Annotated in this window: 22 protein-coding genes and 1 pseudogene; 13 read left to right on the top strand and 10 right to left on the bottom strand. The window is 65.9% G+C overall.

The window, feature by feature from the left end:
- The 5 genes from EV668_RS00305 to EV668_RS00285 form a co-directional block, all read right to left on the bottom strand.
- The coding region (locus EV668_RS00305) for a hypothetical protein (protein ID WP_166652286.1) at positions 1–1,724 on the bottom strand (1,724 nt) is incomplete at its 3' end.
- Between the two features lie 2 nt (positions 1,725–1,726).
- Positions 1,727–4,060, bottom strand: coding sequence for a hypothetical protein (locus EV668_RS00300; RefSeq protein WP_133767886.1), 2,334 nt, complete (start codon positions 4,058–4,060; stop codon positions 1,727–1,729).
- Between the two features lie 29 nt (positions 4,061–4,089).
- Positions 4,090–5,094, bottom strand: coding sequence for a tail fiber domain-containing protein (locus EV668_RS00295; RefSeq protein ID WP_133767885.1), 1,005 nt, complete (start codon positions 5,092–5,094; stop codon positions 4,090–4,092).
- A gap of 26 nt (positions 5,095–5,120) precedes the next feature.
- Positions 5,121–5,402 carry a hypothetical protein gene (locus tag EV668_RS00290; protein ID WP_133767884.1) on the bottom strand — a complete coding sequence of 94 codons (282 nt, stop codon included), beginning with the start codon at positions 5,400–5,402 and terminating at the stop codon, positions 5,121–5,123.
- A gap of 268 nt (positions 5,403–5,670) precedes the next feature.
- Positions 5,671–6,183, bottom strand: coding sequence for a hypothetical protein (locus tag EV668_RS00285; protein ID WP_133767883.1), 513 nt, complete (start codon positions 6,181–6,183; stop codon positions 5,671–5,673).
- Positions 6,184–6,532: 349 nt separating this feature from the next.
- Here EV668_RS00285 and EV668_RS00275 point away from each other — a divergent pair, with 349 nt between their 5' ends.
- The 8 genes from EV668_RS00275 to EV668_RS00240 all read left to right on the top strand — a co-directional run bounded on the left by EV668_RS00275 (position 6,533) and on the right by EV668_RS00240 (position 10,446).
- Complete coding sequence (locus EV668_RS00275; protein WP_133767881.1) at positions 6,533–6,766, top strand: helix-turn-helix transcriptional regulator; 234 nt, start codon at positions 6,533–6,535, stop codon at positions 6,764–6,766.
- 110 nt (positions 6,767–6,876) lie between these two features.
- A complete protein-coding gene (locus tag EV668_RS00270; RefSeq protein WP_133767880.1) occupies positions 6,877–7,059 on the top strand; it encodes a hypothetical protein in 183 nt (60 codons plus the stop codon).
- A gap of 2 nt (positions 7,060–7,061) precedes the next feature.
- Positions 7,062–7,637, top strand: a complete 576-nt coding sequence (locus EV668_RS00265; protein ID WP_133767879.1) for a hypothetical protein — start codon at positions 7,062–7,064, stop codon at positions 7,635–7,637.
- A gap of 149 nt (positions 7,638–7,786) precedes the next feature.
- On the top strand, positions 7,787–9,154 hold the full coding sequence (locus EV668_RS00260; protein WP_166652285.1) for a YfjI family protein: 1,368 nt from the start codon (positions 7,787–7,789) through the stop codon (positions 9,152–9,154).
- A 252-nt stretch (positions 9,155–9,406) separates the two neighbouring features.
- Positions 9,407–9,592, top strand: a complete 186-nt coding sequence (locus tag EV668_RS00255; RefSeq protein ID WP_133767877.1) for a hypothetical protein — start codon at positions 9,407–9,409, stop codon at positions 9,590–9,592.
- Entirely contained in the window at positions 9,585–10,028 is a 444-nt protein-coding gene (locus tag EV668_RS00250; protein WP_133767876.1) for a DUF5681 domain-containing protein, read from the top strand. Before EV668_RS00255 ends, EV668_RS00250 begins: the two co-directional genes overlap by 8 nt.
- Positions 10,025–10,246 (top strand): hypothetical protein, encoded by a 222-nt coding sequence (locus EV668_RS00245; protein WP_133767875.1) that lies wholly within the window; start codon positions 10,025–10,027, stop codon positions 10,244–10,246. Before EV668_RS00250 ends, EV668_RS00245 begins: the two co-directional genes overlap by 4 nt.
- Positions 10,243–10,446 (top strand): hypothetical protein, encoded by a 204-nt coding sequence (locus EV668_RS00240; protein WP_133767874.1) that lies wholly within the window; start codon positions 10,243–10,245, stop codon positions 10,444–10,446. Before EV668_RS00245 ends, EV668_RS00240 begins: the two co-directional genes overlap by 4 nt.
- Positions 10,447–10,765: 319 nt before the next feature.
- Here the strand turns inward: EV668_RS00240 and EV668_RS00235 are convergent, their stop codons facing one another.
- On the bottom strand, positions 10,766–11,680 hold the full coding sequence (locus EV668_RS00235) for a LysR family transcriptional regulator (RefSeq protein ID WP_166652284.1): 915 nt from the start codon (positions 11,678–11,680) through the stop codon (positions 10,766–10,768).
- A gap of 119 nt (positions 11,681–11,799) precedes the next feature.
- On the opposite strand from EV668_RS00235, the gene EV668_RS00230 reads away from it, so the two are divergent.
- Positions 11,800–13,026, top strand: a complete 1,227-nt coding sequence (locus EV668_RS00230; RefSeq protein WP_133767872.1) for an ABC transporter substrate-binding protein — start codon at positions 11,800–11,802, stop codon at positions 13,024–13,026.
- A gap of 22 nt (positions 13,027–13,048) precedes the next feature.
- Positions 13,049–13,687, top strand: coding sequence for an isochorismatase family protein (locus EV668_RS00225; RefSeq protein WP_133767871.1), 639 nt, complete (start codon positions 13,049–13,051; stop codon positions 13,685–13,687).
- 15 nt (positions 13,688–13,702) lie between these two features.
- Here the strand turns inward: EV668_RS00225 and EV668_RS24615 are convergent, their stop codons facing one another.
- The 3 genes and pseudogenes from EV668_RS24615 to EV668_RS25690 all read right to left on the bottom strand — a co-directional run.
- Complete coding sequence (locus tag EV668_RS24615) at positions 13,703–13,867, bottom strand: hypothetical protein (RefSeq protein WP_166652283.1); 165 nt, start codon at positions 13,865–13,867, stop codon at positions 13,703–13,705.
- A gap of 124 nt (positions 13,868–13,991) precedes the next feature.
- Positions 13,992–14,714 carry a hypothetical protein gene (locus EV668_RS25120; protein ID WP_133767870.1) on the bottom strand — a complete coding sequence of 241 codons (723 nt, stop codon included), beginning with the start codon at positions 14,712–14,714 and terminating at the stop codon, positions 13,992–13,994.
- Between the two features lie 13 nt (positions 14,715–14,727).
- A pseudogene (locus EV668_RS25690) lies at positions 14,728–14,856 on the bottom strand (helix-turn-helix domain-containing protein); the annotation flags it as partial.
- Positions 14,857–14,968: 112 nt separating this feature from the next.
- Between EV668_RS25690 and EV668_RS00210 the strand changes: the two are divergent.
- The 3 genes from EV668_RS00210 to EV668_RS00200 all read left to right on the top strand — a co-directional run bounded on the left by EV668_RS00210 (position 14,969) and on the right by EV668_RS00200 (position 16,589).
- Complete coding sequence (locus EV668_RS00210; RefSeq protein WP_133767869.1) at positions 14,969–15,442, top strand: hypothetical protein; 474 nt, start codon at positions 14,969–14,971, stop codon at positions 15,440–15,442.
- Positions 15,443–16,089: 647 nt separating this feature from the next.
- Positions 16,090–16,323, top strand: a complete 234-nt coding sequence (locus tag EV668_RS00205; RefSeq protein ID WP_133767868.1) for a DUF6894 family protein — start codon at positions 16,090–16,092, stop codon at positions 16,321–16,323.
- Between the two features lie 11 nt (positions 16,324–16,334).
- Entirely contained in the window at positions 16,335–16,589 is a 255-nt protein-coding gene (locus tag EV668_RS00200) for a hypothetical protein (protein ID WP_133767867.1), read from the top strand.
- Between the two features lie 39 nt (positions 16,590–16,628).
- On the opposite strand, the gene EV668_RS24605 is transcribed toward EV668_RS00200, so the two are convergent.
- On the bottom strand, positions 16,629–16,859 hold a 231-nt coding region (locus EV668_RS24605), incomplete at its 5' end, for a hypothetical protein (RefSeq protein ID WP_166652282.1).

Below are 16,859 nucleotides of genomic sequence, written 5' to 3'. Positions count from 1 at the left end.
GTCGCAGATCCCTCCCCGCGTGGCGCCATCCCGGCCGCAGCCCGCTCGCGAACCGAGGTCATCGAGTTGTTGACCACCTGATTGTAGACGCGCTCGAAGGCGGCCTCGCGATCGACAGCGCTCAGCACCAGTTCGGCATTCTCCCGACCGAAGAGCTGTGTCAGCTTTGCCCGGTTCCAATCCCCTTCGCCCTTCACGACATTGCGGAGCGCGACGAGGTCATTGGCCTTGGTGCCTACCTGTCGATCGATCTCGGCACGAGCACCCTGGCGCATCCGGAACGGCACGGCAGAGGGGCCGACCATCTCGCCCTGGGGCAGCGCCCCTTGCGCGATCTCCTGCGCCATCTCAGCCGGACGGGGTGCCGTGCGCCCGCTGTCGAGCACCTGCACACCTCGCTGTAGCCCCTCGGACTGGCGGGCGAGTTCAGCATAGCGGGCATCGACAGCCTTGATGCCGGGAACGGCACGGGTCAGTTCGGCATCGACGGCCTGACGGGCCATCGTGAGCTGGCGGACGACCTGCGGGTTCTGCTCGCTCGAGAGCAGCCCGTCGATGGCCTGACGGGTGTTGAGGAGCGCTTGCGGATGCGGATCGAGATGACCGGGGGTGCCGGGGATATCCAGCATGTTGCGGACGTCGCGGACGGCCCGCTGGGCGGGACCGCGAAGATTGATCGCCGCTTCCTCCAGGCGGTTGGCCAGAGGGCGCGTATCGACCGCACGGGCTCCGCGCATCACGGGGCCATAAGCCTCCGCAGTCAGATTGCGGGATGCCGCGAGACCGCCCTCGATCTGAGACGGAACCGGGGCCGGCCCGATCGCGGCATCGAGATCAGTGGCGAGCCGGGCGTTCTTGCCGGCGTTCCGCCCCGTGAGGGCATCGATGATCGTCTGGCGTGTCTCCGGCCTGACGACGGCGCCCTGAGCCCTTCCCTCGAACGCGGGGGCGGCATCCATGAGCATGGCATCAGGCCCAAGCTCCGACATCCTCTGACGGACGACCTGAGGGCCGCCAGCCATTCGGACATCATCCGCGAGCATCCCGGCCGCCGGGCCGCCCATGCCATTGGCGGGGCGGTTGGTGATGGCATTCCATGCCCGGCGGACACCAGAGCCGACGACCTGCCCGGCGAGAGGCGCGCCGAAGCCAAAAACACCACCCCACAACGCCCCATTACGGGTCTTTTCCCATTCTCCACCGGACCGAACAGCGGCATCGGCCCCACCGATAGCCGTGCCGCTCGTCGTGGACGCTATCACTCGTGCCGGCAATCCGGCCTGCGACAGGCCAAACGCGGCAGGAGCCGCAGCAGCGACCGGAGCCGTCCCCGCGATGCCGCCGACGATATTCCCGCCGGTCGTCGCCCATGGGTTCTCTCGCGCGAGTTGCTGGCCCTCACCGCGAACCGCACCGAGTTCCTGCTCGTAGGGCGTTCCGTTCTGCCAGGACCGAACACGAGCGGCGCCACGCTCGACGCCTCCGAGCAGGTAAGGTCCGACGATCGGCACGCCGTCGATGATCCCCCTGCCGACAGCGGCCGAGCCCGTGAAGTCAGGCGAGTAGGCCGATTGAGCAGTCTGGGGCGCGCCACCGAGCCGTCCTGCCGTCGGATCGGACTCCGCAGGTGGAGCGACCTCCACCGGGATGCCGCCGCCGAAGCGGGGGCGCACCGGAGCCGGAGCTTCGTCGACAGGGATTCCTTTGAAGCGGGGTCCTGCCATGGTTATTGCTTCCGGTATGTCTTGCCGTCGTCGGGATCGACGTAGACGGCTCCTCGGGGGAGGCGATCGAAGTCGGCCTGTGTCGTCGGACGGGCCACACTGCCGGCCGGCGAGCCCGTTGGGGCCGAGGCACCCGGTTGGGCCGTTGCAGAGGCATCCACGACCGGCGCTTGAAGGGCTTCCGGCAGGGTCACGACGCGATTGGCGTCGACCTGATAGCCCTTCGACAGGTTCCGATAGACGCCCGCCGTCTCCTCGGCTTTCTTACGGGCCTGCCCATAGACGCGCTGGGCTTGGTTGACGAAGTCCTGACGCTGCTTGGGGGTCAGGAACTCGCCGTTGAGCAGCTGATTGTAGGTGTTCTGAACCCGCTCGGGGATCCCGCCTGCATTCTTGGCCGTCGCATATTCGCCCTCGCGGACGACGGAACCGGGATCGAGCATCTTCATGTAGCCGAAGACGAGCGCGATATCGGCGGCCGGGGACTTGTCGTCGGGATTGGTTGAGCGCCCCTGCGTCGAGGCGATCACGCGCCCGAAGGCGTCATGCACGTCTGCGAAGGTGCCGAGGTTCTTGCCGAACTCGGATCGGAGCTTGGTCTCCTGATCGAAGTTGCCCGTCGCAGAGCCCTCAGCAAGCTGCTTCGAATGGGCGTCGCGCCACGCCTTCGGATCGACACCCGGAGGGGCGGGCGGGATTGCAGATGGTCCGCTCGGAGCCTGAGACGAGGCATTGTAGGGCGTGATCGCCTGACGCCTCTTGTCGATCCAGCCATATTGCTCCCGGCCGTAATCGTCTTTCGAGATGACGCCCCAATCGGGCTTGTCCTTCTGCAAAGATTGCATCCGCTGCTGAAGGAGCAGCATGCCGATCTGCTTCGTCGCATCGTCGACGTAGGGCGAGGAGATCATCTCGGCGATCACGCGCGGATCTCCGCCCGTCTGGGCGACGAGAGCCTGAGCGACCTTGCTCGGCTGCGCCTGCTGCTGGACGGGCTGAGCGCCTGCCGCAGGCGTGTTCGCCTGATCGCCCGAAGACGGGACAGTCGTCAGTTCTCCGCCGGGACGGGCGGGCGGGATGACGAAGTCCACAGGACGCGCCCCCTCGGCCGGCATATCGGCGGCCGGACTGGATCGCGTCATCACGCCGTTGGTCCAATCGATCCCATCCCCCGGATTCGGCGGACGAGTGACGCCGGACGGGGTCATGACGCCGCTCGTCCAGTTGATCCCGGCCGCAGCGTCCCTCGGGTTCGCGAGTGCCATCGCGACGGGCGATGGGGTCTGTCCAGAACTGGATGCCCCCCCCGCCATGGCCTGCTGCGGCGTGAAGAGCGGGTTCTGAGGCGACAGGACCATGCGTGGCCCGCCATCGGCCGCAACGCGAGAGGCATCCGCCGCAGCCGAGCCGGAGGGTGCGGGATTGTAACCCAGCGGCACGCCCGGCCCATCGCTCGGGACGCTCGGATCGTCCTGGATCGGCCCGGACGCGACCTGTTGCGGGGCGGAGCCGGCCAGCACTCCACCCGGAGCGCCGTGGCGGCGCATATAGTCGAGGAGGCTCGTCTTGTTGGCGTCTCGTGCATTGATGCGTCCGCCGGACTGGATCAGCTTCGTGAGTCCGCCAAAACCCCCAAGATGGGCAGCCGCCCGCATGCCGTTCAGCGTGACCGGGACCCCACCGATGTTCTGGCCAATGAGCTGATCGAAGCCGGCACCTGCGATCCGCCGATCGATGTCCCCGAAGTGCCAGCGCTCCGCCGCCTGCTGAAGCTCCGGCGAGGCCATGAACTGCTGCGGCGTTGTGCCCTGCGGCATCACACCTGCCGCCATCGCCTCCTGGAGGCGAGCCTGACCGAACTGGAGCCTGCCGAAGTGACCCTTCAGCCCGCCAGCCCCGACGTGGCCGTTCTGAGCATTCCAGCGGCCGCCGCTCTCGTTGCCGATGAGGGAGGTCGGGAAGGCCGAGTTGTCGCCGGCCGCGACCGGAGCGCCGCCACCGCCCGCAACAGGGGCAGTCGGATCGAGGCTCACAGGGCTCGCGCCGGCTGCTGGGACGTCGGGGGAAGGCGTGCTGCCCCCGCCATAGAGCCAGGACAGGCCCTTGTTCGAAAGTTCCTGCGAGCGGGCGGCATTCGCCCCCTCCGCCCGATTCAGCTCCCGCGCTTCATAGCCCCCGACGAGAGCCTGAGCGACGCGGGCAATGCCCTGCGTCCAATGCCCGATGGGCGAATAGTCGCTTCCGCCTTTGATGAGCGCGTTCGCGATCTCGCGCCGCCGGCGGATGGCTTCAGGCGTGAGGCGTTCGCCGCCTGATCCCCAGGTGAAGGGCATCATGGTAGTCGTCGCGGGAGAGGGAGCAGCCATCACAGCACCGCCTTGGAATAGTCGACCATGTCGTAGCCGTTCGGCATCCGGGTGACGGCCTCGGGACGGAGTTCGCGCACCTCGTCCGCCATCAGGCCGATCTCGTATCGGCCGCCGATCTCGTAGCCGTAGACGGGAAGGCCGTTGGGCAGGGTCCCGATGTGCCGGATATTCCGCTTCAGCCGCCGGTCAGAGTACTTGTTGATGCCAGCCCCCCCCAGGGTGCCGGCCAAGCCAAAGAGCCCGCCGAGCATGGCGCCCTGGCTCTGCTGCTGGGCAGCATAACCCTTCATCTGCGCATCGTAGCTGTCGCGCACCGCGCCCTGATAGTCGGTCCCGGCAAGCTGCGTCTGAGGCGTGCCGATGAAGTTCTGTTGCGACACCTGCGAGCCCGACATCAGCGCATTGATCTCGTTCAAGGGCTGGTTGCGCTCGGTCAGCTGCTCCTTCACCGCCTGACCGCGCCCCTGGAGCAGGAGCTGATTGTAGGCGTCGTTCCGGCCCTGGCCGAACTGGCTCATCTCGGCATCCCAGGCCGCCGTGCCGGGCCGCAGACCCTGGTTGACGAGCCGGGTTCGGAGAGCCTCCTCGTTGCGCTGGAACATCGGATCAAGGCGCTTCGAGCCCAGGTCGAAGAGACGCGCTTCCGCAGCTTCGTTCCCGATCTGGACCGGGTTGCCGAGAAGGTCCCCAATCCGAGCCGACTGCTCGCTGCCGATCCGGGCGATGTTCTCCTGCGTCGTGTTGTTCAGAGCCTGGACACGCTGGCCGCTCTCCGAGAGCTGCGTCGTCGCGGTGTATTTCGGGATGGAGTATTTCTGCCCCGTGAGCGGGTCCGTGAACTGCTGTTCGCCCGTCTGCGAGTAGGTCAGGGTGCCATCGGGACCGACCTGATCGATCATGTTGAGGCCCTGCTGCGTGATCGCAGTCGAGCGGTTCAACTGGTTCTGCATCATCGCAGTCATGACGGGATCAGGGGCGGCCGGAGCCTTGGGGGTGGACATCTATCGCTCCTCGTTCGCCATCACGATCATGCCTGCCCCCGGCAGCCGGCGACTTCGAGAGCCGCGCGATAGCTGCTCCAGGCATCCTCCATGTGCCGGTAGGCGGCGACCAGGGAATCCCGGATGGCGGTCTCCTCGCGGGGCGCGCCATTCAGGATCAGATTGAAGATGTCCAAGTGCCCTTTGGCGAAGTTCGCGTTCTCGATCGCCTTCGCGAGATGGGGCTCGATCGGAAGGGCGGGAGCGCCCGCCTCGACTGGAGGCTCTTCGGCCGTGAGAGGGGTGAAGTCGTAGCCGGTCGGGGTCATGCTCGCGCCTCCCGGCCCGTCTGACGGGTCTGATCGGCGAGGACCGGGCGAAGCTGATCCCGGATCAGCGTGGAGACGGTGACGCCTCGATCACGCGCGGCAGCTGAAATCGCCGCCTTGAAGCGCGCATCTGAGCGAAGCTTGATGATCTCACGAAGCATAGCCGCTTGTCCGCCTGATTTAAAGAGACGGTAGTCTGTGTGGCCACAAGATCAATAGGCTCGTTCTGGCTTCTAATGCGGCCTGTATCTACTCGTATTGGTCAGTACTAAGATGTGCCTTCTGGTGTCTGATCTTTTTTTGTGGGCGACGGTCTTTCGGTCGGAAGCTCCCCGGCCAAACTCAAGGCCAGCTGAGCCATGTTGTCGCCGGCTTCCTCTGCGGACAGACCGCGCAGCGGGACATCAAACGGTTTCGGACCCTCACTCATGTGCCGGAAACACGTATCGAGCATGCCTTTCGCCATCTGGACTGAATCCGGATCCTTGAATGATACCGGGCGGCCCATCCGGGCCGCGATGTCGAAAGACGACTGGATCAGGCCAAGCAGTTTCTCGGCGTCTGCGCCCCCGCTGTGATCCCTCCGAGCGTAGTGCATTTGGATGATGAACTCGATCTCCTCGCTGATTGAGCGCTCGTTCTCACGCCCGGATGCCGCGAGCCTTTCGTGCATGTCCCCACGGACGCGGAACGACAAAGTCGACCGGCGTTCGCCCTTCGGATGCTTCCGGGGGCGCCCGCCCTTGTTTCGAGGTGCCTCTTCCTTCTGCTCGATCGTCATCGAAAATCCCACCTAGTGCGAGCGATCGCGATATCACGCCAATAACCCCTTGCATAGCCCGAGCCTCGCCTGTAGGAGGTTTTCATCGCGATATCGCGGCACATATCGCCTTCTGTGTTAGGTCGTGCCGGGCAAAGGGGTTTCTCCGATGGACCAGAGCATTCGGAAAGCTCTTGTCGAGAGATTGACGGTCGACCTCGAAACCGCGGGGGCGGCGTTCGGTCTCGGCCGCAGCGCGGCCTATCGGTCCAAGAAGGATCTGGGGGCGGTGCGTATTGGGGGGCGGTGGGCTGTCCCGACCGCGCCTCTGCGCAGAAAGCTCGGTCTCGTCGAGACGGAGGCTGCGTGAATGGCCCTGATCACGCGCGCTGCAGCCGCCAAGATGCTGGGCATCGGCGTGCGCACCCTCGAACGCTACGACAGCACCGGCGAAGGGCCGGGCTTCGTCCGCGTCGGGCCTCGATTGGTCAGATATGATCCTGAGGTCTGCCGGTCCTGGGCTTCAGCCCGGACCTATCCGCATCGCGCGGCTGAGATCGCGCGGGGCACCACCCCGAAACAGAAAGCCCCCGCCGCCGGATAGGGCAACGAGGGCTCTCGATAACGGTGTGTGGTGTGCAGCAACCTCCACATACCGTGCTCGGCGGCCCAACGCCACCATGAATTCGGCGGTCCCTCGAAAAGGACTGCTCAATGTCGAAGAGAACCACCAAGACCAAGCTGCCGGCGCCGATCGGCCGCCCGGCTGAACTCGATCCGGACTTCGTGCAGGCGATCGTGCATCGTCGCACCGCTATGCGGTGGGGCTTGCCGCTCCCCGTCGCGGCGGCGGTCGCCTCCCTTGCGGGTCTCGGCCCCGACGCGCGGAGGGTCTGACGATGACTGCCTTGCTCCCCTCCCGCATCGCCGGCACCTTTCACGCCAATTTCGGCCTGAGCCCCCGCGAACGCGGGGAACTCCATCGGCTTGGCGTCTCCGACGCAGCGCTCGACATGAGCCCTCCGATCCGAGCCGGCTATGTCTCGATCGACGGTCATGACCGCTTCGAGCTGGAGCAGCATCTCCGTCTCTCGCTGGCAGTCCGTACGGTTCGTGCCTTCCTCATCCTCGCCGAGGACACGGCGGGCGAGCCGGAAGACATCGTTGCCTGGCTCCCGGCTCTGGGGCGCACCGCAACTTGGCTCGGTCGAGCCTGGGGGATCGGTTCGGGAGGCGCCTACCATCCCCGGCTGGCCGAGCACGAAGGATTGCCCATCTGGCGCGATCCGATTGCGTGGCTCCGCGCGGAGCGCCGAGGCGTCGTCCTGCTGAAGCCCCGCGTTGCGGCCGGCTGGCTTGACGATGCCGGCCCCCTTCTCGCCGAGGATCACGAGCACGGCCGTGAGCTTCGCGCCGCGCTCACCCGGCCCGCCCCGCGGATCCTCGTCCCCGCCGAAGCCCGGAGGGCCGCGTGACCTATATCGACATCGACGACGTCGTGCCCGCCGGGAGCGGCATCCCTGGCTCCAGCTACCGGGCAAACGGTCAACGGACGGGAGAGAGGCTTCCTCTCTTCCCTGCTATGCCCTCGGCCTGCGCCTATCCGGTCGATTGTCTCGGCCCAATGTTGAGCCGTGCTGCCAAAGCCATCGCCGCCAAGGTGCAGGTGCCGGCGGCGATCGCATCGCAATCTGTCCTCGCGGCGGCGTCCCTCGCCGCTCAGGCCCATGCGGATGTCGTGCTTCCCTATGGGCAGAAGCGCCCTCTCTCCCTCAACTTCGCCTCTGTGCAGGAATCGGGAGGGAGAAAAACGACTGCCGACCGGGAAGCCCTCTGGCCGATCCGCAAGCGGGAGGAGGTGCTTCACGAGATCTACGTCTCCGAGCGACAGGCATGGGCTATCGCGGCAGCCTCCTGGGCTGCCGAAAAGCGCGCGATCGAGGCCAATAAAAAGCTCGACTATGAGGGTCGGAGGGAGGCGCTGCGCGATTTGGGACCGGAGCCGGAGTCGCCTCTTCATCCCTTCCTCGTCGCCGCTGATCCGACGATTGAGGGCCTCATCAAGGCGTGGGCCAATGCGCCGGCGTCGCTCGGCCTCTTCTCCGCCGAAGGAGGGCAGTTCGTCGGCGGGCACGGAATGACCGCGGAGAACCGCCTTCGCACCGCCGCCGGATTCTCGGAGTGTTGGGATGGCGCCACGATCAAGCGGGTCCGTGCCGCCGACGGCGTCAGCATCCTGCGCGGGCGCCGGCTCGCCGCTCACATCATGCTCCAGCCCGAAGCCGCGGCGACCTTCCTAACGGATCCAGTCTTGAAAGATCAGGGCCTGCTGTCCCGGTTCCTGGTCGCTTCGCCCGACACTTTGGCGGGCAGCCGTCGATACGCCGAGCCCCGAGCAGAGGACGATGCTGCGATCCGGGTATACGGGGCGCGCATCCTCGCGCTCCTCGAGACGCCGTGGCCGATCTCGACCGACCGGTCACAGGGCCTCGACCCGCGGGCGCTGCCGCTGTCGGCGGACGCGACCAATCTCTGGCGGGACTTCTACGACGGCGTCGAGGTGAAGTGCGGCGCTGGCCGGGACTACGCCGGCATCCGCGATCTGGCCGCGAAGGCAGCCGAGCATGTTGCTCGGATCGCGGGGGTGTTGACCATCGTCGAGAACATCAACGCACCCGAGGTCCGGGCGGTGGAGATGGAAGACGCGATCGTCCTCGTCGCCTGGTATCTCGGCGAGGCCGTCCGCCTTCAGGAGGGAAGCCGGACCGATCCGGTGCTCCTGCGGGCGCAGGCCCTGTTGAACTGGCTTCAACTCCAGCCGGGTAGTGAAATCTCGTTCCGCGAAATCCTTCGTCTCGGTCCCAATGCCACCCGCATCAAGAAGGATGCGGATCAGGCAATCGAGGTGCTGAGCGCCCATGGCTGGGTCGAGGAGACGAGCAAGCGTCCCCGCACGATCCGGCTGCTGGGGGCGGAGGTCGGTCATGCGTGAGACCTCCCCGGATTTTCAGGTTTTCATGCCCTGCGACGTTGCGACAGCCGCGACGCTTGCGACAGTTGGCAGGTTTCGACGAGCAAACGTCGCAACTGTCGCGGCTGTCGCAGTGTCGCAAGGGGTCTGTACCCAATTTCGCGTGGGCGCCGATTTCGGTGACAGCCAATGACCTGGGGTCCATTCCTTCCCGGTCTCGATCCGGCCGAGCGAAAAGCCCGACTCCGAAGCCTCCGCGCTCTCGTAAAGGTGATGTCCGGATCGCGTGGTGCGGATGTCGAGTTCGCCATCCTGCGGGCCGAGATCAGCGGCGACGATGCCGACATGCTGGGCGAGGCGGAGGCGACGTTCGGGCGGCTCGGTGCAATCGACCAGCGACGTGTCCTCGCGAGCTTCGCCAGCCTTCATTCCCCGAACCTCAAGGTGATCCATGGCTGAAAATGCAGAGCGAAAGCAGCGAAGAGGACGAGGTCGGCCTTTCGAGCCCGGTCAATCCGGCAATCCGACTGGCAAGCCACGCGGCGCGCGTCACGCGACCACAATCCTCGCCGAGAAGATCATGAGCGAAGACGTCGAGGGTGTCGTGAAGGCCGTCGTCGAGGCCGCGAAGGACGGCGATATGACAGCAGCTCGTATCATCATGGATCGGATCGCCCCCGTTCGCCGCGGAGCCATCACCGCCGTTACCCTTCCGACGATCGAGAGCCCGGCGGACCTGACCAAGGCCACGAGTGCCATCCTCGCGGCTGTCAGCGAAGGAGAGCTTACGCCCGTCGAGGCCGCGGAACTCGGGAAGCTCGTCGAGGCCCACGGCAAGGCGATCGAGATCACCGACCTGCATGAGCGTCTGTCCCGACTGGAGGCATCCCGATGAGAACAACCACGATCAGCCGGATCGAGGCCCTGGAGGGCGAGCTTGCACGCCGCGCTTCGGTCGTGAGGCGGCAGGGCAAAGAAGAACGTGATCGGCTCGTCGGCGCGTCCCTGTCCGATCCGAATGGCTTGCCGGCTGCCCTAGCATCAGTTCCGGCCGGCGACATGCTCGATCAGCGTATCGCGGCGATCCGTGCCGCATGGAGGGCAGACACATGAGTCGCTCGATCATCAAGAACCGTCTCGATCGCCTGGAGAAGGAGCGCCATGGCGATCGGAACCGCATCCACGTCATCTCGGACCATAGCGGCGATCCCGCCGAGGTTGATCGGCAGAGGGCCGCGCTGATCGCATCGGGAGATGCCTACGAGAGCGACCTCTTCGTCATTCTCAGAAAGGTGGGAGTGATGGGGGAATAAGGCGGTCCTTCAGAGCCCGACGTGAGCGTACCGAAGATCGAAAGTGGCGGGCAGGAGGAGGGGGGCGGCAAGGCAGGCAACGCCGAAGGTCGCCAAGATGAGCAGATCCCCCACATGTCCCGCAGCAGCTCCAGCCCGTCGGTGGCGCGAGGGCGATCGACCGGGCGGACATTGGCGACCAAATGGGACCGGTCGTTGGTGAGGTTGCAGGTGATCCGCAGTCTTTAGCCGCCGCCATCGGTCCACCATCCTGCGGGCCGATGTAGCGCATGTTGGCGCGGGGGTCGCAAGGCGCGTCGCCCACGCGCGGCTCCGAGGCTCAGGCTGCCTGCTGGCGCCAGGTCTCCCTCAGAAAGCTGACGAAGGCGGTGGTCTTCGAGGAGGCATATCGGGTGCCGGGCACCACGACGTAGAGCGCGCTGACATCGGCCTGGAAGGTGCCGAGTACCGGCACGAGCCGTCCGGCGGCGACGTCGTCCTTGACGTGGAAATCGTAGAATCCGCCGATGCCGAGATCGCTGAGGCAGGCCTCTCGGAGCAGGTCGCCCATATCGGTCGAGAAGACGCTGCGGATGGGAACGGCGACGAGATCCCGCTCCACCTTGAAGAGCCAGCGCTCGCCGTAGGGGGAACTGAGTCCGCCGAGGCAGCGATGGGCGGACAGGTCCTCGGGCCGCTCGGGCACCCCGTGGCGGGCGAGGTAGCCGGGCGAGGCGCAGAGCACGGAGGGGGCGGGGCCGATCCGCTCGACCCGGTCGCCGCCGGCATGGGTGTCGGTCATCCTGACCGCGAGATCGACGCCGTCGCGGAGGAAGTCCGGAGGCGCCGGCGTGACCCTCACCTCGACGTGCAGGTCGGGATGGCTCGCGAGGAAGCGGGGCAGGGCCGGCGCGAGGATGCAGCGGGTGAAGGACGGCGGCGCGATCAGGCTGAGGCGGCCGCGCAGCTCGCTGCTGGGCAGGCTCGCCTCGACGGTCTCGTCGAGGCGGTCCAGCATCTGCCGGCACTGCTCGTAGAAGTCGCTGCCGGCCTCGGTCACGCTCACGCGGCGCGTGGTCCGCAGCGTGAGGTCGGTGCGCAGGCAGGCCTCCAGCATCCCGACATGCTTGCTGATCGTGGAGACGGCGACGCCCCTGTGCCGAGCGGCGGCGGAGAACCCGCCGGCTTCCACGACCGCGACGAAGCTTCGGAAGGCCGCGATCGGCACCGCATCGAATAGTTGCGAGAGCGGCAACCGCTGATCTTTCGCGATTATCGAAAGCGGTGTTTCCATTTTTCTCGATTATCGAACTGCCCCGCGTGCGGCAAGATATTCGCAGGCCCCTCAGAAGGGCTCCGACCGGGAGGCTGACGATGCGATCCATGATCTCCGCGACGATCACGTGGCTTCTGGTGGCCGTCTGGCTGGTCGCCGGCACGGCCGCGCCCTCCGCCCAGGCCCCAGGCGGGGTCCTCAAGATCGGGGTGCTGACCGACAGTTCCTCCGGCTATGCCGATTTCGGCGGTCAGGGCTCGATCGAAGCGGCCCGGATGGCGATCGAGGATTTCGGCGGCTCGGTGGCCGGGATGACGATCGAGCTGGTCTCCGCCGATCATCAGAACAAGGCGGATATCGGAGCGGGCATCGCGCGCCGCTGGTTCGATCAGGAGGGGGTCGATGTGATCGTCGATCTGCCCAATTCGGCCGTCGCTCTCGCCGTGCAGAGCCTCGCCCGCGAGCGGCAGAAGGTTCTGCTCGTGACGAGCGCCCTCAGTTCCGACATCACGGGGAAGGCCTGCTCACCGACAACCGCGCATTGGACCTACGATACCTATTCGCAGGCCACCGTGACCGGCCGGGCGCTGGCCGCCGAGGGGCGAAGCTGGTTCTTCCTCGCGGCGGACTATGCCTTCGGGCATTCCCTGGCCCGCGACCTCGGCGACATCGTGGGGTCGACCGGCGGGAAGGTGCTCGGCACGGCCCGCCATCCCCTCAACACGGCCGATTTCTCGTCCTTCCTCCTCACGGCGCAATCCTCCGGCGCGGGCATCATCGCGCTCGCCAATGGCGGGGCGGACACGATCAACTCGATCAAGCAGGCGGGCGAGTTCGGGATCGGCCGGGGCGACCAGAAGCTCGCCGCGCTCGTGATCTACATCACCGACGTGCACAGCCTCGGGCTTGCGGCGGCCCAGGGGCTGCTCCTCACGTCGCCCTTCTACTGGGACCAGTCCGACGCGACGCGGGCCTTCAGCCGCCGTTTCCTCGAACGGCGCGGCATGGTGCCGACCATGGTGCAAGCCAGCGCCTACGGTGCCGTGACGCACTACCTGAAGGCGGTCGCCGCATCCCGCACCAAGGACGCGCCGACCGTCATGAAGACGATGCGGGAGACGCCGATCGAGGATTTCATGACCCGGAACGGGCGCTTGCGCGAAGACGGCCGGGTGATCCGCGACATGCATCTCTTTCAGGTCAAGACGCCTGCCGAATCCAAACACCCCTTCGACTACTACAAGCACGTCGCCACCGTGCCGGGCGACAAGGCCTTCCGATCCATGGACCAGGGCGACTGCCCGCTGGTCCGCTCCAAGCCCTGACAGACCACGGAGAGCATCCGACATGACCACATCCGACGTCTATGACCGGCAGGGCTTCGGCAAGCGGCTTGGCTATGGCGAGCACACCGCCCTTCTCATCATCGACCTGCAGAAGGGGTTCGAGGACGAGACGGTGTTCGGAGGCTTCAACATCCGCTCGGCGATCGCGCAGACGGGCGTTCTGCTCGGTGCTGCGAGGTCGGCCGGCCTGCCGGTCGCCCATGTCTGCTTCCAGGTCCAGGAGGGAGGCGCCAATCTCGGCCCCTTCGGGCTGAAGGTCCCCGGCCTCGCCCGGATGACGGCCGAGGCGGAGATCTCGCGGATCGTCGACGCCCTGGCCCCCGCGCCAGGCGAGTACGTCGCGACGAAGCAGCATGCCTCCGCATTCTTCGGCACTTCGCTCGCGGCCTGGCTGCTCCGGAACCGGATCGACACCCTTCTCGTCGCGGGATGCACGACGAGCGGATGCGTGCGCGCCAGCGTCGTCGATGCCTCGGCCTACGGGCTGAAGCCTATCGTCGTCGAGGAATGCGTCGGCGACCGGGCCGAGGCTCCGCACCGTGCGAACCTGTTCGACATGGAGCAGAAATACGCCGACGTGGTTCGGCTGAGCGAGGTTCTCGACCGGCTCGGCGCGGACAGGCGGGCGGCCGCGGGCTGAGGCGGCCGGCCGCTCTCAGGCGGCGAGGTCCGCCACCACCGAGTCCAGCACCGGGAAACCAGCCGGCGTCACCGCGATGCGGGAGCCGGCGCGGTGGGCGATCATGCCGTAGCCGAGGAGGTCCTGGATGCGCTCGAGGGCGCCGAGGCATCGCGCTGTGAGAGATACGGACCTCAACATTCGATAAACCACTCAGCCGACTGAACCAACATACTGCATTTGGAGTTCTGACCAAAAGGGCAGGAAATGTTCCATCTCAAGATCGATATTGCTCGGATGTATCAGAGGCGCGAGGATCTCTTCCTCAGGCGTTGGGAACTAGGTCCGGACGAGTACGGCGAGCGATTGAGTGACTTAAATGCTCAGATTCGGGGCTATGAAATACTCCTGTGCGAGCGCTTCCGGACGAGCCTCCGATCGATATTTCCGCCGAGCGAATCTCCTGCGGAATGAACAGCTGCGCGGTCAGCCCTCCGCGAGGGCCAGACCTGGAGTTGAACCAAGTCTGTTCGGCGTTTAGCCGCCAGCGGGTATCCGCTCCCCACCGGTCCGAGGTACGAGGACCAATCGGCAGGCCCTCCGGCGCGGCAGGGCCGCGTGTTTCGACCGGCACCTCGCCTCTGATGATGGGCCAGAGCTTGTGCAGGACGTTGCACTCGTAGCGGATGACGATCCGATAGGCCGAAGGGCCGGCGGCGAAGGTCCGCGGGATCGGGAGAGCCACCGTATAGCCGTCGCGGCCGATCGGGCCGGGCGCTGCAGCATAGGCCAGATCCGCGAGATTGTAGCGGACGCCGTCACCGTCGAAGAGCACCCGGTCAATGATCGTCGCGCAGGATCGAAGCTGCTCGATCTCGTAGCGGATGCGGAGGGTCTCGCCCGGCGCGACGGCGGGATTGAGCGCGACCGCGCTGAGCGTGTTGACCGGCGGCGCTCGGTCCGGCACCCACACGCCGGTGGCGGCGCCGACGCCGACGAGGGCGATAGTCGGCGCCGCCCGCATCATCAAGCCGACGATCACCGGCATCCGCGCGCTGTTTGCGTCTGAGAGCGGCTGGACCGCCCTCCCGCATCCGGGCGATCCAGCGCCGGGCGGTGCGAAATGGAATGCCTGCACTAGCGGCCACCTTCGTCAGCGGCGCCTCGCCGTCGATATAGGGGCGTAACAGCGCGAGTCGCTTCGTGGCATCCGTCTCGCTATCGTCGTCAGTGGCCCCTTCCAGTCATTCCAACACTCGCCGCTTCCTTCCCAGCGGACATTCAAACGTTTAAGAGAGAGACATGCAGTTTTTGTCACCAAAGGGATGGGCGACCTTCGCCTGGCAATCCGACTACAGTCAGCTCTACTTAGTAGATCCTGAAGCTAATACCTTCGAGGCTCCAATCGAGATCACGCCTGAAATATATCAGCAGAGCTTTTTCGTCCCACCAAGCGGACTCGTCGTCTACACCGCTGACTGCCTACAGCAGCATATCCGCGTCAGGATCTACGACACCCAGCCGGTCCTCCCGGAAGTTGAGGAGATGAGTGGGAACCCATGGACGCGGGTCGAAACGACAGAAGCCTGTTTTCCTTCGCGCTCATTCACCCTTTCCAGTCCGTCGATGCCGTATCCCCTACCAGCAGGTCCGTTGTTTCTCCTCAACACCGAAAAAGTTGCGATTCGCATCCAGTGGATGGAGTTTCAGGGCGGCCGTTACGATAGCGTGCCGGTCGAACCGGACCTGATCGAGATTACCGTTTGGCCGATCTGATAGGCGAACGGATGTCCGCTTTGCTGAGCGGCAACCAGTAGCGGACCGGCCGCTTCCCGCCCCATCACGGCCGTTGAGCCATGCCACTTGGCGCTGATAATCAGTGCCAGATAGCGATCAAAGTCACACGGCCACGAACCATCTCGCGAGGAGGCGCGGCGACCCCGGCCGAGACCGACGACCAGGTCCCGCGCATGACCTCGAGGAACTCGCGGGGGGAAGGAGCGCGCCCGCCATCATCGTCAGGAGGCCCCGACAGCGACGAACCCGCTGAGACGCAGTCTGCGACGGACCATGTCTATGACCTTCCTGACGGGCTCGCTGGGATCGCGCGAGATGGCTGAGCGCCCGGTCGAGCCTTTCGAGAGGCTCTCCTTCGGACGTGGCGACAAGGCGGGCGGAGGCCTCCACGCGGTTGGTGGGCTCCACGACCTCGGCCATGGATGCGCCGAGCGCCCGACGTTGCAAGCGGACAGCATGAATGCGCACAGCAGCGCGCCCGCCTTGGGGGACGGAGCGGATCATGGTGGACCTTTCAGGAGGATGCCCGGATGACGCTGGGTGCGGGGGCGGTTCGCAATCGCCTACGTGACCGTGTAAGAGCCACTCAATCTAGGCCGTGTGCCGATCGGAGTTGTGGAGGGCTGGTGGGCAGCTATTTCTTCGACGTGCGCTACGGAGCGCATTTCCACCCGGACCAGGATGGTGTTGAGGAAGAAGATGATCAGGCAGCGGTGGAGAGGGCGGTGTCACTGCTCGCCGGACAGATTGCGAACCGCCGCTCCGCTTTGGACGGTAGCCTCGCAGTTGAGGTGCGCCGCGAGAAAGATCGAGTTGCCACCGTATCGATCTCGATCTCAAAGTGGCCCGGAGATCGGTAGGGAAGCGCAAGTTGCCGACAGGTAGGACCGATGAACTGACGCGTCAGTTTGGTGCTGAGATCGCGGACGCGATCACGCGGGCCTACCAGGAGGCTGTCATGCGGGCGGCGTCAGTCGCGACGTTTGACGGTATCGGCTTCGATCAGCGATTGGCGTTGGTACAGGCCTTGATCGACGAGGTCGAGGCGGGGCAGACCGAGCCTGATCATCTCCGTGACGTGGCCTTGATCTTCATTCCGCCCAGAGCAGCCCCTTCAGCAGATTAGGATTTCGAGGCAGACGCCCAGGTCTTCGGCCCGACGAATCTATCGCCTACAATCCCGCGGCCATGCTGCCATGCGATGGTCGCGGCCGCGGTTTTCGGGCAGAAATTCCCCGTTCGCTGTCGCGCGGATGATGCCCTGCCGTTCGGCGACGAGCGCCCCCTTCGAGCAGCGGCGGATCGTGGCCTTGCCGGCAGGGAGCGTCGGGAGGGGCTCGGGGGCCGTGTCGAGGAGCGGCAGGATCGAGACGACCTTGCCCTTGGACCACAGGAC

Source organism: Enterovirga rhinocerotis (assembly GCF_004363955.1).
GTDB lineage: Bacteria > Pseudomonadota > Alphaproteobacteria > Rhizobiales > Beijerinckiaceae > Enterovirga > Enterovirga rhinocerotis.
This window is presented reverse-complemented; position numbering and strand designations above follow the sequence as displayed.

Excerpts from the sequence above, each read along its gene's own strand:
- EV668_RS00225 (WP_133767871.1), top strand. The coding sequence starts at position 13,049 with ATGACCACATCCGACGTCTATGACCGGCAGGGCTTCGGCAAGCGGCTT.
- EV668_RS25120 (WP_133767870.1), bottom strand. The coding sequence starts at position 14,714 with ATGCCGGTGATCGTCGGCTTGATGATGCGGGCGGCGCCGACTATCGCC.
- EV668_RS00270 (WP_133767880.1), top strand. The coding sequence starts at position 6,877 with ATGTCGAAGAGAACCACCAAGACCAAGCTGCCGGCGCCGATCGGCCGC.
- EV668_RS00265 (WP_133767879.1), top strand. The coding sequence starts at position 7,062 with ATGACTGCCTTGCTCCCCTCCCGCATCGCCGGCACCTTTCACGCCAAT.
- EV668_RS00300 (WP_133767886.1), bottom strand. The coding sequence starts at position 4,060 with ATGATGCCCTTCACCTGGGGATCAGGCGGCGAACGCCTCACGCCTGAA.
- EV668_RS00275 (WP_133767881.1), top strand. The coding sequence starts at position 6,533 with ATGGCCCTGATCACGCGCGCTGCAGCCGCCAAGATGCTGGGCATCGGC.
- EV668_RS00240 (WP_133767874.1), top strand. The coding sequence starts at position 10,243 with ATGAGTCGCTCGATCATCAAGAACCGTCTCGATCGCCTGGAGAAGGAG.
- EV668_RS00250 (WP_133767876.1), top strand. The coding sequence starts at position 9,585 with ATGGCTGAAAATGCAGAGCGAAAGCAGCGAAGAGGACGAGGTCGGCCT.
- EV668_RS00245 (WP_133767875.1), top strand. The coding sequence starts at position 10,025 with ATGAGAACAACCACGATCAGCCGGATCGAGGCCCTGGAGGGCGAGCTT.
- EV668_RS00285 (WP_133767883.1), bottom strand. The coding sequence starts at position 6,183 with ATGACGATCGAGCAGAAGGAAGAGGCACCTCGAAACAAGGGCGGGCGC.
- EV668_RS00295 (WP_133767885.1), bottom strand. The coding sequence starts at position 5,094 with ATGTCCACCCCCAAGGCTCCGGCCGCCCCTGATCCCGTCATGACTGCG.
- EV668_RS24615 (WP_166652283.1), bottom strand. The coding sequence starts at position 13,867 with ATGTTGAGGTCCGTATCTCTCACAGCGCGATGCCTCGGCGCCCTCGAG.
- EV668_RS00290 (WP_133767884.1), bottom strand. The coding sequence starts at position 5,402 with ATGACCCCGACCGGCTACGACTTCACCCCTCTCACGGCCGAAGAGCCT.
- EV668_RS00260 (WP_166652285.1), top strand. The coding sequence starts at position 7,787 with ATGTTGAGCCGTGCTGCCAAAGCCATCGCCGCCAAGGTGCAGGTGCCG.
- EV668_RS00230 (WP_133767872.1), top strand. The coding sequence starts at position 11,800 with ATGCGATCCATGATCTCCGCGACGATCACGTGGCTTCTGGTGGCCGTC.
- EV668_RS00255 (WP_133767877.1), top strand. The coding sequence starts at position 9,407 with ATGTCCGGATCGCGTGGTGCGGATGTCGAGTTCGCCATCCTGCGGGCC.
- EV668_RS00210 (WP_133767869.1), top strand. The coding sequence starts at position 14,969 with ATGCAGTTTTTGTCACCAAAGGGATGGGCGACCTTCGCCTGGCAATCC.